This is a genomic window from Rahnella selenatireducens, from assembly GCF_046449555.1.
Lineage (GTDB): Bacteria > Pseudomonadota > Gammaproteobacteria > Enterobacterales > Enterobacteriaceae > Rahnella > Rahnella selenatireducens.
The window spans coordinates 156,629-169,224 of record NZ_JBKEZJ010000006.1 but is presented as its reverse complement, the minus strand read 5'-3'; the positions used below and the strand labels follow the sequence as shown (position 1 = coordinate 169,224).

Below are 12,596 nucleotides of genomic sequence, written 5' to 3'. Positions count from 1 at the left end.
TAAAGAGTAGTGATTTTCCGTCTGATTGATCTGCATTTTTTTTCATGGCAGTATCGTTGCGATTGAAATACAGGAAATCCCCCCTATGAAAGACGTAATTGAAGGCTTCCTCAGATTCCAGAAAGAAGCGTTTCCGCAACGCTCTAAATTATTCAAAGAACTCGCATTAAACCAAAATCCTAAGACCCTGTTTATATCCTGCTCTGACAGCCGGTTAGTGCCGGAATTAGTCACGCAGCGTGAGCCGGGCGAACTGTTTGTTATCCGTAATGCCGGTAACATTGTGCCGCCATTCGGGCCGGAACCGGGCGGCGTCTCTGCCACCGTCGAGTACGCTGTGAAGGCGCTGGGCGTAAAAGATATCGTGATCTGCGGGCATTCCAACTGCGGCGCGATGGGCGCAATCGCCAACTGCACCTGCCTGGATCACATGCCAGCGGTAGCTCACTGGCTGCGTTATTCCGATGCGGCGAAAGCCATCAACGAAGCCACTGAACACGCCACGCCGGAAGCGCGCGTCAACGGCATGGTGCATCAGAATGTGGTCGCACAGCTGAGCAACCTGCGCACGCACCCTTGCGTGGCGGTGGCATTAGCGAAAGGCGAAGTGACCCTGCACGGCTGGGTATACGATATTGAATCAGGCTGTATCGAAGCCTTTGATGCGAAGAGCGCCAGCTTTATTTCGCTGTCAGATAATCCTGAAGTCAGAGCCAGTTAATTAATTTTTCGCATACCAGTAAATTAATATTCCTCCGGGATGTTGTGGGTAATATTCCGGAGGACAAATCAAAGCATCACGCCGTTCGTTATTTGAAAATCCTTTCCAGAGCACTAAATCAGCGCCCGTTAACTCGACACTCATTATAATCTGAACGCGCCACCGCCTTTTCCACCAGAGTGAGAAAACTGATGCCCGTTATGCCGTTAAACCGTCTGGCCGATTTGCCCGCCGCGCAGTGGGATGCGCTGGTGCCCGCACAACAACCGTTCCTCAGCCATGCGTTTTTATCTACGCTGGAAGACAGCGGCAGCCTGGGGCCGAATTCCGGCTGGCGTGCGGAGCATCTTCTGTGGCGGGAAAATGGCAAAATTCTGGCGGCCATTCCCGGCTATCGAAAACGCCATTCTTACGGCGAATATGTGTTTGATCAGGGCTGGGCGGATGCCTGCCAGCGCTCGGGTATTGCGTATTACCCGAAATGGCTGGGCGCTGTACCATTCAGCCCGGTGACCGGCGCACGGCTGCTGGGCGATGAAGCGGCGGCGGTAAACCTGATACAGGCATTGCCGGAATATCTCGTTGAAAACGGGCTGACCGGTGCGCACATCAATTTCACAGATACCCGCGCTAACCGGCTGCTCGGCGATGAAGCCGGTTGGCAGCACCGGCTGGGTTGTCAGTATCACTGGCAAAACCGCGACTACCGCGATTTTCAGGATTATCTCGACGCTCTCACCTCGCGCAAACGTAAACAATTCCGCAAGGAACGCGAACAGGTCGCGGCGCAGGGCATCGAATTTGTGTGGCGGGAAGGCGCAGAGCTGACCGAAACGCAGTGGGATTTCGTGTACGCCTGCTACAGCAATACCTACCGGATCCGCGGCCAGTCACCCTATCTGACCCGCGATTTTTTCAGCCTGCTGGCAGAAAGAATGCCGGAGGCGATCTGCGTGGTAATGGCGCAGCAAAATGGCCGCGACGTGGCGATGGCGTTCAGCTTAATCAGCGGCGATACATTTTATGGCCGCTACTGGGGCTGTCTGGCGGAGTTCGACCGGCTGCACTTCGAAACCTGTTTCTATCAGGGGATGGAATATGCGATTGCACACGGGCTGGCACGGTTCGATGCAGGTGCGCAAGGCGAACACAAACTGCTGCGCGGGTTTGAGCCGGTGATCACCGACTCGTGGCACTATTTACGGCATCCGGGTTTACGCGACGCCGTTGAAGATTTTCTGGTGGAAGAACGTGCCGGTGTGCAGCGCTGGGCCGATGAAGCCCGTGAAGTGCTGCCCTACCGGCACGCTCCGTCTTCAAACGAAGATTAATCCATCCCGACAAATCCGCCGGTCTGATGCTGCCACAAACGGGCATACAGACCGCCGTGCGCCAGCAGTTCGGCGTGACTTCCCGTCTCGACAATCTGCCCTTTTTCCAGCACCACCAGACGGTCCATTTTGGCAATGGTCGATAACCGGTGTGCAATCGCAATCACCGTTTTGCCGCCCATCAGCGTTTCCAGGCTTTCCTGAATCGCCGCTTCCACTTCCGAGTCGAGCGCCGACGTGGCTTCGTCCATAATCAGGATGGGTGCGTTTTTCAGTAACACGCGCGCAATCGCAATACGCTGACGCTGCCCGCCGGAAAGTTTCACGCCGCGCTCACCGACGTGCGCATCCAGCCCGGTTCGCCCCAGTGAATCATAAAGCTGCGGAATGAATTCGTCGGCACGCGCCTGACGTATCGCCAGCTGCAATTCTTCATCCGTCGCGCCCGGTCTGCCGTACAGCAGATTGTCGCGAATCGAACGGTGCAGCAGCGACGTGTCCTGCGTGATCATACCAATTTGCGCGCGTAAACTACCCTGCGTGACGTCGGCAATATTCTGCTCATCAATGAGAATCCGCCCGCCGTCGATGTCGTAAAGCCGGAGCAAAAGGTTCACCAGTGTGGATTTCCCCGCGCCCGAAGGCCCGATCAGGCCGATCTTCTCACCGGGGTGGATCGCCAGATCCAGATTCCGGATCACCGGGCTGCCTTTTCCGTAGTTCTCTTTACCATAATTAAATTCCACGTGATCAAAACGGATCGCCCCCCGATCGACTTTCAGCGCCGGCGCCTGCGGTTTATCCGTGACGGTCAGCGGCTGCGCGATAGAGTGCAGGCCGTCCTGCACCGTACCGATATTCTCGAAAATGCCGTTCACCACCCACATAATCCAGCCGGACATATTCACGATACGAATCACCAGCCCCGTCGCCAGCGCGATAGCCCCGACGGTGATCAGCGATTGTGTCCACAGCCACAGCGCCAGCCCGGTGCTGGCGACAATCAGCAGACCGTTAAGCGTGGTGATCGCAAACGCCATGCCGGTTAACAGGCGGCCAGCCAGCTGGGTTTTGACGGTCTGTTCGGTGATGGCTTCGCGGGCATACTGCTGCTCGAGATCGGTATGCGCAAAGAGTTTCAGCGTCGAAATATTGGTATAGCCATCCACAATGCAGCCCATCAGTTTTGAACGGGCTTCGGACGATTCAACCGAACGCTGCTTCACGCGCGGAACGAAATACCACAGGCAAATGGCGTAACAGAAAATCCAGATAATCAGCGGGATCATCAGACGCCAGTCGGCTTGGGCAAACAGGAACAGTGCGCTGGCGGCGTAAATCACCACGTGCCAGATGGCATCGACCATTTGTACTGCGGAATCGCGCAGTGAACTGCCGGTCTGCATGATGCGCTGGGCAATACGCCCGGCAAAATCGCTCTGGAAAAAGTTGAGGCTCTGCCTGAGGACATATTTATGATTCTGCCAGCGGATCATGCTGGTCATGCCGGGCGTCAGCGTCTGATGAACCAGCAAATCATTCAGTCCGAAAAACACCGGGCGCATAATCATCGCCACCGCCGCCATCCACAGCAGTTCGCCCATATGGTCAGAGAAAAAACTGCCCGGCGGCGTGTCTTTGGTGAGATCGATAATCTGGCTGAGATAGCTGAACAGCGACACCTCAATCAGTGACGCTACCAACCCAACAACCAGCAACACCGCAAAACTCGGCCAGACCTGACGCAGATAATAAAGATAAAAAGGCCAGACTTTACCCGGCGGCTCACCCCCCGGCGCTTCCCGAAAAATGTCGATCATTCGCTCGAACCGGCGAAAAAGCATGGTACACCTCTTAATGGATTTATCGTCAGGGCTGTCCTGCCCTGATGCTCTGGTTTGCATGACGTTACAGAACCTTTAAGCGTAGAAGATTTCTGACACTTTACCCAGAAAATAATATTCATTTGGCTTATTGATTTGCGTTAAATAAACAACTCAATAAATACGGGGAGTTATTTAAAACAATAAATAATCCGATCAGAGGCTCATGATTAAAAATATACCGTGTTAGAATAATTCGCAGAAAATAAACGCATGAAAATCTCACACTGAAATATATCTATAAATCGCTTATAAAAGGACTTTTAAGAATGTCAAACTGTACATATTTAACCATAAATGGAACGACTCAGGGCCTGATATCAGCCGGTTGTTGAAGCTACAATTCAATCGGTAACAAATTCCAGGCAGGGCATGCAGATCAGATACTTATCTATTCATCTCAGCATGATATTACCCGTGAACAAAACGTTAATCATCACCCGATGCATGTCACTAAACCTCTGGATAAATCGACGCCATTACTGCTGGTCGCTATTTCTAATAACGAACGTATTCAGTGTATTTTGGATTACTACAGAACTTCGCAATACGGCGTGCAGGAGAAGTATTTAACCATCAAACTGACTGATGCCACCATTGAAAGTATTTCCTCGACCAATCCCAGCACGCTTCCGGGAGGAGATTCACAGCCTTATGAGACACTTTCATTACGCTATGAAACCATAGATGTCACGCATCATATCGCGGGAACTTCTGGTTATAGCTTATGGATTGACAGAGTTTCTTAACGGTTCCGTCAGTGCCATTTTGGTTGATCTCAAATGGCACTATCAGACAGAGATCGTGAAACGTTAATGCATGATACCCTGGTCGGTTGCTATGACTTCGTCATTTAAGGAAACGTTCAGATTCCAGATTTGAAATACATCATTGGAAGATTTAGAATCCGGCCGCAATGTATAAGTATAGTTTCCATTTTTAAACTCATACCCCCTGAAGTCATGACTATAATAATTTGTAATAACACGACCTTTCAGATGCAGTCTCGCCCCCGTTTTTTATTAATCCCGTCATAACTTACATCATCACAATCCATTTCACCTTCAGGGCAATTGTCTTTGAGATCGATATCAAAACGCTGGCCTTCAAAATCGGGGAGTCCTGAGTGAAGTCTGTATCCCTTCGCAAAACAACTCATGCTACACATGCATATAAATACTATTAACATTGATTTTTTCATAAATTATAAATTCCGTTTCCAAGGAAAAAATTACTGCATAATACCTTCATCAGTTGCTATGACCTTGTCTTTATAAAATACGTTTAAAATCCAAACTTGTCCTGAATCTGTCTCTTTAGAATTATCAGGATTCAGGACATAACTATACTCGCCGTTGTCAAATATATATCCCTGAAAATCATAGCTATGAGAATTGAACATTACGCGGCCTTTGAGATGCAATCTCGCGCCTGTTTTCTTATTAATCCCGTCGTAATCCACATCCTTGCAAGTCATTTCACCTTCAGGACAATTGTATTTTAAATCAATATCAAAGCGTTGCCCTTCGAAATCAGGATGTCCGGGATGCAGCTTATAATTTTCAGCATGGCAAGTTATGGAACCCATAATAAGAAATGACAATAGTATTCTTTTCATCGGGCATAGACTCCATTGTGGAAGATGTTTAACTTTGATTTACGTCTGTTAATCAAACCATTAGATACTCTGCCATCTGATTTTTTCCAGGCCATCCAAGCACTATCAAGATCGCTGTTCGATGTTCCATTTATTATTTTAAGAACAGTAGATGATGCCAGTCCGGATTTTTTTCAGGATCTCCAGATCCAATATTAAAAGCCAAGATCAAAACAGCATCATATTCATTTTGAGTAATTTCAGCTGTGATTAATTTCTTAACATCTTTTTCAAAACGTGATGCATCAGCATGATACATTTCATTAGCTTTCATTTCCGAGATTCCATTCCTGTATATTTCAAATTCTTGTTGCGAACAGATAAGGTGCCCGTAACCAATCGTAGCCCCTTTTTCATATTGAGTAATTTCCTGTTTAGTTTTATCGGAGTAAATATTTAATCTCAAACTCTCATAGTTTTTTAACAGTGCCTCAGCCTGAGGGCTGACCGATAACTCATTAACATTCCGTCTCACACCACCGGACACCGGCGCGTTACTCGCTTGCGGTACAGGGGCATCCGGACGAGCATTTCCTTGTGAAATTGCCGTAGACTGTAACCGGCGAATCGTTGCGCCATTAACTTCAACCAGGCCATCAGGCAAAGACATAAAACGACGCTGAAATTCTCTTATTGCCGCGACAGTTTTCTGACCACAGTTGCCATCAACCACCAGATCAGGGAAACCGGAATTCTTCAATCGATACTGTACCTCGATAACGTCATGGAATAAGTTGACGCCAAAATATCCGACACTTCGACTTAATGATGAAAACATATCAATATCCTTATTGCTATGAAATAACGATCAGTGATTTATATATTATTAAATGGGCATCGCTGATAAACATTCATCAAAATAATATAAACACCCTTCAAAGATAATAACAGATTGGAAAAACATCAAAACGTATTAATAATAGAAAGGAGATCGTCCGAGGATTTTTGAATTGAAATTTTGGCGGCGTGAGAAAAAAATCACAACCGCCCATGTAAACTTCATAGCGCGTTTTTATTTCTTCAGCACGCCCTCTTTTTGCAGCAGCGAAAGAATAAACGCCAGCACCATCACGCCTGCGGCAATCTGGTACACCGAGTGCAGCGCCGTGCCGAATGCCTGCAAATAATCGTCGCGGATGGCTGCGGGCAATTGCTGAACGGCCTGCGCACCCAGTGAGCGCGGCAGTTGTGTGCCTTCGGGGATCAGCACCTCGAGCTGATTACGCAAAACATGTGTGAAAATCGCGCCGAACATCGCCACGCCAATCGAACCGCCGATTGAACGGAACAGCGTAACACCGGACGTCGCAACGCCCATTTGCTTCATCGAAACCGAGTTTTGCACCGCCAGCACCAGCACCTGCATCACCATGCCCAGCCCGAAACCGAGCACGCCGATGTAGAGATACAACATATGCAGCGGTGTACTGACTTTCAGAAAGCCCAGTAACACCATCCCGGCAAAGCTCAGTAACGTCCCGAGGATCGGGAAAATTCGGTAACGCCCGATGCGGCTGATAATCCGTCCGCTGATAATCGAACTGACCAGCAGCGCGCCCATCAGCGGCAGTAACTGCATCCCGGCTTGTGAAGGCGTCGAGCCTTTTACCACCTGCAAATACAGTGGCAGGAAGGTCATCGATCCCATCAACGACATCCCGATAATAAAGCTGATGGCGCAGCTCAGCAGGAATGTGCGGTCGCGGAATAACCCGAGCGGAATAATCGGTTCTGCCGCCAGCGTTTCTTCATAGATAAAGCCGCCGAGCGTGACGAGTCCGAACGCCAGAATGCACCACAGCTGCGGATCAGACCACTGATAGACCGTGCCGCCTTCGCTGGTGAATAAAATGATGCAGGTCAGCGCCGCCGCCAGATAGCCCGCGCCGAGGAAGTCGATTTCATGGCGGATGCGCGCGGTCTGCGATTTCAGCGCCACGCCGATGACCAGCAGCGCGAAAATACCCAGTGGCAGGTTGATGTAGAAAATCCAGCGCCACGAAATATGTTCGACCAGGAAACCGCCGATCAGCGGCCCGATAACCGTCGCCAGGCCGAACACGCCGCCAAATAATCCCTGATATTTCCCACGCTCAGACGGTGAAATCACATCACCCACGGCGGCCATACTGACCACCATCAGCCCGCCGCCGCCCAGCCCCTGCAAGGCACGCATCAGGATCAGCTGCGTCATGTTCTGCGCCAGCCCGCACAATACCGAGCCGAGCAGGAACACCACGATGGCGGTTTGCAGGACGATTTTGCGGCCAAGCAAATCGCCGAATTTACCGTACAGCGGTACGACAATGGTGGACGCCAGCAGGTAAGACGTCACCACCCACGAAAGCTGATCCAGCCCGCCCAGCTCGCTCACAATCGTCGGCAGCGCGGTGGAAACAATCGTCTGGTCGAGCGCGGCCAGCAGCATTACCAGCATCAGTGCGGAGAACAGCAGCGTTATCGACGGCTTCTGTTCTGCGACATCACTCTGCGCTGAATGTATAGTGGTCATGAATAGCTTCCTGACTTGCAATTAATTAACTGTATAATTAATATTGAAGCATCCACTTCATCCGGTCAATGGATCAAATCGCTTATGACAGACAGAAAAATCTCAGAAACGACAGGATCCGCACAAAAGGATCAAACGCCCGCACGCCGTCCGGGACGTCCGCGTAGTGTAAAAAAAGGCGCGGATAAGCGTGAATTACTGCTGGATGCCGCTCTGAAACTGTTTGCCCAATACGGTATCGCCGAAACGCCGCTGAGCCAGATTGCCAAAGAAGCCGGCGTGACCACCGCCATGCTGCACTACTATTTTAATACGCGCGAGCAGCTGCTGGACGTCATGATCGAAGAACGTTTTCAGCCGGTGCGCGCCGGATTTACCGATATTTTTGAAACCCACGCAGACGATCCGCTGATGGCGATTACGCACATGGCGCAATGCATGATTGATGCCGCAGAAAAATACCCATGGGTCGCGCCGCTGTGGGTGCGGGAAGTAATCAGCGAAAGCGGCATGCTGAAAAAGCGTATGGAAGAACGTAACGGCGACAAAAACCGCAAAGTCGTTCATGAATCGATAACCCGCTGGCAGGCCGAAGGGCGTCTGAACCCCGATCTGAATCCGGCTCTGCTGTTTATTTCATTGTTCGGCCTGACGCTGTTTCCTATGGCTTCCATGAAAATGAGAAAAGAAGGCGGCTCGCTGATTTCTCCCGACATGCTGCGTCAGCACGTCTCCCTGCTGCTCTTTAACGGGCTGGGGCCGCAGAAGCGCTGAGCGAAATTCTGACCGCGCGGGTGACTCCCGCGCAACTCTCTTTAATCCCTTCTTTTTGTACCGAAAAATACTGCGCAGACTCGACTATCATGTAGCGAAAATGTTGCTCTGAATTAGGGAATGCCTTTAACAATGAAGGGAATGCCACCGCTGATCCTTGCGCTGCTCGCCAGTTCGTTAGTGCTTACTATCGGACGTGGTGTCACTCTGCCGTTTATCACGATTTATCTCACCGAGCACTATCATCTGCTGCCCAAAAGCGTCGGGATTATTCTGGGCGCCAGCCTGGCGATCGGAATTCTCAGCAGCCTGTACGGCGGTTATCTGGTGGATAAATTTAATCACCGGACGCTGATTACGGTGTCGATCAGTTCGTTCGGCCTGAGTTTTTTATTGCTGCCGATGCTGCCGGATGTCACCGGCGTTTTGCTGGTGCTGGCGCTGCTCAATGCGTCTTACGCCCTGCTGAGTATTACGCTTAAAGCCTGTATCGCCAGCTGGTTACCGGTTGAAAAACGGGTCAAAGCGTTCTCGATGAACTATACGCTGGTGAACGTCGGCTGGGCCGTCGGGTCGTCACTGGGCGTCTGGCTGGCCGGTTTCAGCCCGATACTGCCGTTTATTATTTCCGGCGTTCTGGCGCTGGGCACCGTGATTTCATTGGGCTGGGGATTGCGTAATATTCCGCAAAAACCACCGCAAACTGAGTTGGAGCAAAAACCGCTGCCCAAGCCTAACCTGCGCCAGACGCTCAGCATTCTGGCTCATGATCGCCGCCTGATTTACTTCACGCTCGGCAGCACGCTGGGTTCGGTCGTCTTCGGGCAGTTCGCCGGTTATCTGTCGCAATATCTGATTCTGGTTTCCAACGCGGCGTTTGCGTACAAAATTATCGGCGTCGTCATGATCACCAACGCCGTCATCGTGATCGCCTTCCAGTACGTTTTAAGCAGCCGGATGAAACAAAAAAGCCTGCTGAAATGGCTGCTGCTCGGCACGATTTTCTTCATCATCGGCCTGATTGGTTTTATGACGGCCGGGCAATCCGTGCTGTTCTGGATCATCGCGATGGCGATTTTCAGCTTTGGCGAACTGATCGTTATTCCGGTCGAATATATGTTTATCGACTATATCGCGCCGGAAAACATGAAAGGCAGCTACTACGGCATGCAAAACCTGAGCAATCTTGGCGGCGCGATAAACCCGGTGATGTGCGGATTCCTGCTCAGTTACGCCGCGCCGCCGGTGATGTTTATTGCGCTGATTGCCGCGTCGGCGGGCGGGCTGGTGTTCTTCTGGATGGGGCACCGGCTGGCGGCACGGATGGCGTAAAAAAGCCCTTAGCGCACGGCGGTCAGGGCAGTTTCATGGCGGGGCGAATTACTCTTCCAGCCCCCGGTTTTTCAGCATCGGCTCAATAGACGGTGCTTTTCCACGCCAGGTTTCATACAGTTTTTCCAGATCCTCGCTGTTCCCGCGCGAGAGGATTTGATCGCGGAATTTCTGACCATTTTCCCGCGTCAGCCCGCCCTGTTCGGTGATCCCGGCAAAGGCATCGTCGGCCAGCATTTCTGTCCACAGATACGCGTAATACCCGGCTGCATAACCATTCCCCCAGATGTGCTGGAAATAGCTGGAACGGTAGCGCGGCGGAACATAAGCCAGATTCACTTTGTCCTTCGCCAGCGATTCGGCTTCGAATTTATCGACATCCTGCTGCGGTTCCGTGGCGCTCAGGCTGTGCCAGTGCATATCCAGAAGCGCGGCGGCCAGCAGCTCGGTCATGTCATAACCTTTATTAAACTTGCTGGCTTTCTCGATTTTGTCCTGCAAAGCCTGTGGCATGACTTCGCCGGTCTGATAATGCTTCGCGAAGTGAGTAAACACTTTCGGGTCACTCGCCCAGTGCTCGTTAAACTGGGACGGGAATTCGACAAAATCGCGCGGCGTTGCGGTGCCTGAAAGGCTCGGGTATTGCTGGTCAGCAAACAGCCCGTGCAGCGTATGGCCGAATTCGTGGAACATCGTGATCACGTCATCCCACGACAACAACGCCGGTTGCCCCGCCGCCGGTTTCTGGAAGTTAGCGACGTTATAAATCACCGGTTTGGTGCCGAGCAGTTTGGACTGATCGACGAAATTACTCATCCACGCGCCGCCACCTTTGTTATCACGCTGATAATAATCGGCGTAAAACAGCGCCATCGATTTGCCGTCTTTATCGAAGACTTCAAAAACCCGCACATCGGGGTTCCAGACCGGCAGGTCTTTGCGCTCTTTAAACGTGATGCCGTACAGCAGATTCGCGGCATAGAACACGCCGTTTTCCAGCACATTATTCAGCTCGAAATAGGGTTTGATCTGCGCATCGTCGAGATCGTATTTCTCTTTGCGTACCTGCTGGGCGTAATGCTGCCAGTCCCAGGCCGCTACGCTGAATCCGCCCTTCTGTTTATCGATTTCTGACTGAATGTCTTTCGCCTCACGCTCAGCGCGGGCAGTCGCGGCTGGCACAATTTTGTGCATGAAATCCAGCGCAGCCTGCGGCGTTTTCGCCATCTGGTCTTCCAATTTCCACGCCGCATAGCTCGGGAATCCAAGCACTTTGGCCTGTTCCGCGCGAACTTTCGCCAGCTTCGCGATAAGCTCACGTGTATCGTTAGCATCGCCTTTTTCGGCGCGATTGACGGACGCGTCGTACAGCGCCTTGCGGGTATCGCGGTTTTCCAGCGACTGCAACAAAGGCTGTTGCGTGGTGTTTTGCAGCACCAGCAACCACGCGTTATCCAGCTTACGGTCTTTGGCCGCCTGCGCCGCGGCAGAAAGCTCGGCCTCGCTCAGCCCGGCCAGCTGTGCTTTATCTTTTACCGTCAGTCCGCCCGCTTTGGTCGCCGCGAGAAGTTTATTGGTGAACTGCGTGCTCAGCGTGGCCGCCTGCTGATTCAGTGCCTTGAGTTTGTCTTTACCGGCATCCGAAAGATTCGCGCCCGCCAGCTCAAAATCTTTATACGTGACTTCAATCAGACGCTGCGATTCCGCATCCAACTTCAGCGTATTGCGCTGGTCATACACGGTTTTCAGGCGGGCAAATAATTTACTATTGAGGTGAATGCTGTCGTCCATCGCCGCCAGCTTTGGCGAAGTGTCTTCATCAATTTTTTGCAGCGTATCGTTGGTATTCGCGCCGGTCATCGCACCGAAAACGCTCTGTACACGCTGCAACGTGCCGCCCGATCTTTCCAGCGCAACGTAGGTATTTTCGAATGTCGGCGGTGAAGAGTCGTTGGCAATTTTATCGACTTCAGCGAGTTTCTGGCGAATGCCTTCGAGGAGCGCCGGTTCGTAATCGCTGTCTTTATACAGGTTAAATTGCGGTGCCTGGTATTCAAGCGGGCTCGGTTTCAGAAACGGATTATCTTTACTGATGGCATGGTTCATGACGGGCTCCTGCGTGGCGGGCTGCACGCTCTGCGCAGCGCCTGCAAACTGGCTCATGGCCAGACTGGTTGCCAAAAAGAGGTAGGACAAACGCATTTCAGTCTTCCTTATCTGATTAAGAGAAATTGTTCCGTTAAGCCATTGAGAATAGACCCCGCTCACCGATCCGGCAAAAGAAGTGCGTAAGGAAATCGTGTGATGACAAGGGGTTTCAATATTTTCAGGGGAATTTTTCTGTCAGGATATTGCCCTTCGCAGCGCGTAAAATTGGCAGGAAAAC

General features: G+C 51.4%; 10 protein-coding genes and 1 pseudogene. 5 read left to right on the top strand and 6 right to left on the bottom strand.

Translation table 11 applies throughout. The features are described 5' to 3' along the window. Window positions 1–85 precede the first annotated feature (85 nt). Window positions 86–721 carry a carbonic anhydrase gene (locus ACLBVC_RS12210; RefSeq protein ID WP_152327605.1) on the top strand — a complete coding sequence of 212 codons (636 nt, stop codon included), beginning with the start codon at window positions 86–88 and terminating at the stop codon, window positions 719–721. Window positions 722–912: 191 nt separating this feature from the next. Further along, on the top strand, window positions 913–2,052 hold the full coding sequence (locus ACLBVC_RS12205; RefSeq protein ID WP_410149822.1) for a GNAT family N-acetyltransferase: 1,140 nt from the start codon (window positions 913–915) through the stop codon (window positions 2,050–2,052). On the opposite strand, the gene ACLBVC_RS12200 is transcribed toward ACLBVC_RS12205, so the two are convergent. Further along, a complete protein-coding gene (locus tag ACLBVC_RS12200; RefSeq protein ID WP_410149821.1) occupies window positions 2,049–3,896 on the bottom strand; it encodes an ABC transporter ATP-binding protein in 1,848 nt (615 codons plus the stop codon). The two genes, ACLBVC_RS12205 and ACLBVC_RS12200, sit on opposite strands and share 4 nt — an antisense overlap. A gap of 308 nt (window positions 3,897–4,204) precedes the next feature. Between ACLBVC_RS12200 and ACLBVC_RS12195 the strand changes: the two are divergent. Further along, window positions 4,205–4,684 (top strand): annotated as a pseudogene (locus tag ACLBVC_RS12195) (Hcp family type VI secretion system effector). Between the two features lie 482 nt (window positions 4,685–5,166). Here the strand turns inward: ACLBVC_RS12195 and ACLBVC_RS12190 are convergent. The 4 genes from ACLBVC_RS12190 to ACLBVC_RS12175 all read right to left on the bottom strand — a co-directional run bounded on the left by ACLBVC_RS12190 (window position 5,167) and on the right by ACLBVC_RS12175 (window position 8,104). Beyond that, window positions 5,167–5,553 carry a hypothetical protein gene (locus ACLBVC_RS12190; protein WP_410149820.1) on the bottom strand — a complete coding sequence of 129 codons (387 nt, stop codon included), beginning with the start codon at window positions 5,551–5,553 and terminating at the stop codon, window positions 5,167–5,169. Then, a complete protein-coding gene (locus ACLBVC_RS12185; RefSeq protein WP_410149940.1) occupies window positions 5,550–5,687 on the bottom strand; it encodes a hypothetical protein in 138 nt (45 codons plus the stop codon). Before ACLBVC_RS12185 ends, ACLBVC_RS12190 begins: the two co-directional genes overlap by 4 nt. Beyond that, window positions 5,687–6,370 (bottom strand): glycoside hydrolase family protein, encoded by a 684-nt coding sequence (locus ACLBVC_RS12180; RefSeq protein ID WP_410149819.1) that lies wholly within the window; start codon window positions 6,368–6,370, stop codon window positions 5,687–5,689. The genes ACLBVC_RS12185 and ACLBVC_RS12180 overlap by 1 nt, the downstream gene beginning before the upstream one ends. A 234-nt stretch (window positions 6,371–6,604) precedes the next feature. Continuing rightward, window positions 6,605–8,104, bottom strand: a complete 1,500-nt coding sequence (locus tag ACLBVC_RS12175) for an MDR family MFS transporter (protein WP_410149818.1) — start codon at window positions 8,102–8,104, stop codon at window positions 6,605–6,607. 84 nt (window positions 8,105–8,188) lie between these two features. Here ACLBVC_RS12175 and ACLBVC_RS12170 point away from each other — a divergent pair, with 84 nt between their 5' ends. Together ACLBVC_RS12170 and ACLBVC_RS12165 are read left to right on the top strand one after the other, a co-directional pair. After that, window positions 8,189–8,878: a TetR/AcrR family transcriptional regulator gene (locus ACLBVC_RS12170; RefSeq protein WP_410149817.1), complete on the top strand. Its 690-nt coding sequence runs from the start codon at window positions 8,189–8,191 to the stop codon at window positions 8,876–8,878. Window positions 8,879–9,010: 132 nt separating this feature from the next. Then, the gene (locus ACLBVC_RS12165) at window positions 9,011–10,210 is read left to right on the top strand and encodes an MFS transporter (RefSeq protein ID WP_410149816.1); all 1,200 of its coding nucleotides are present in this window, start codon (window positions 9,011–9,013) and stop codon (window positions 10,208–10,210) included. Between the two features lie 48 nt (window positions 10,211–10,258). Here the strand turns inward: ACLBVC_RS12165 and dcp are convergent, their stop codons facing one another. After that, a complete protein-coding gene (dcp, locus tag ACLBVC_RS12160; RefSeq protein ID WP_410149815.1) occupies window positions 10,259–12,412 on the bottom strand; it encodes a peptidyl-dipeptidase Dcp in 2,154 nt (717 codons plus the stop codon). Window positions 12,413–12,596 lie beyond the last annotated feature (184 nt).

Coding starts and splice junctions, on each gene's coding strand:
- ACLBVC_RS12175 (WP_410149818.1), bottom strand. CDS start 8,104: ATGACCACTATACATTCAGCGCAGAGTGATGTCGCAGAACAGAAGCCG.
- ACLBVC_RS12170 (WP_410149817.1), top strand. CDS start 8,189: ATGACAGACAGAAAAATCTCAGAAACGACAGGATCCGCACAAAAGGAT.
- ACLBVC_RS12200 (WP_410149821.1), bottom strand. CDS start 3,896: ATGCTTTTTCGCCGGTTCGAGCGAATGATCGACATTTTTCGGGAAGCG.
- dcp (WP_410149815.1), bottom strand. CDS start 12,412: ATGCGTTTGTCCTACCTCTTTTTGGCAACCAGTCTGGCCATGAGCCAG.
- ACLBVC_RS12205 (WP_410149822.1), top strand. CDS start 913: ATGCCCGTTATGCCGTTAAACCGTCTGGCCGATTTGCCCGCCGCGCAG.
- ACLBVC_RS12210 (WP_152327605.1), top strand. CDS start 86: ATGAAAGACGTAATTGAAGGCTTCCTCAGATTCCAGAAAGAAGCGTTT.
- ACLBVC_RS12190 (WP_410149820.1), bottom strand. CDS start 5,553: ATGAAAAGAATACTATTGTCATTTCTTATTATGGGTTCCATAACTTGC.
- ACLBVC_RS12165 (WP_410149816.1), top strand. CDS start 9,011: ATGAAGGGAATGCCACCGCTGATCCTTGCGCTGCTCGCCAGTTCGTTA.
- ACLBVC_RS12180 (WP_410149819.1), bottom strand. CDS start 6,370: ATGTTTTCATCATTAAGTCGAAGTGTCGGATATTTTGGCGTCAACTTA.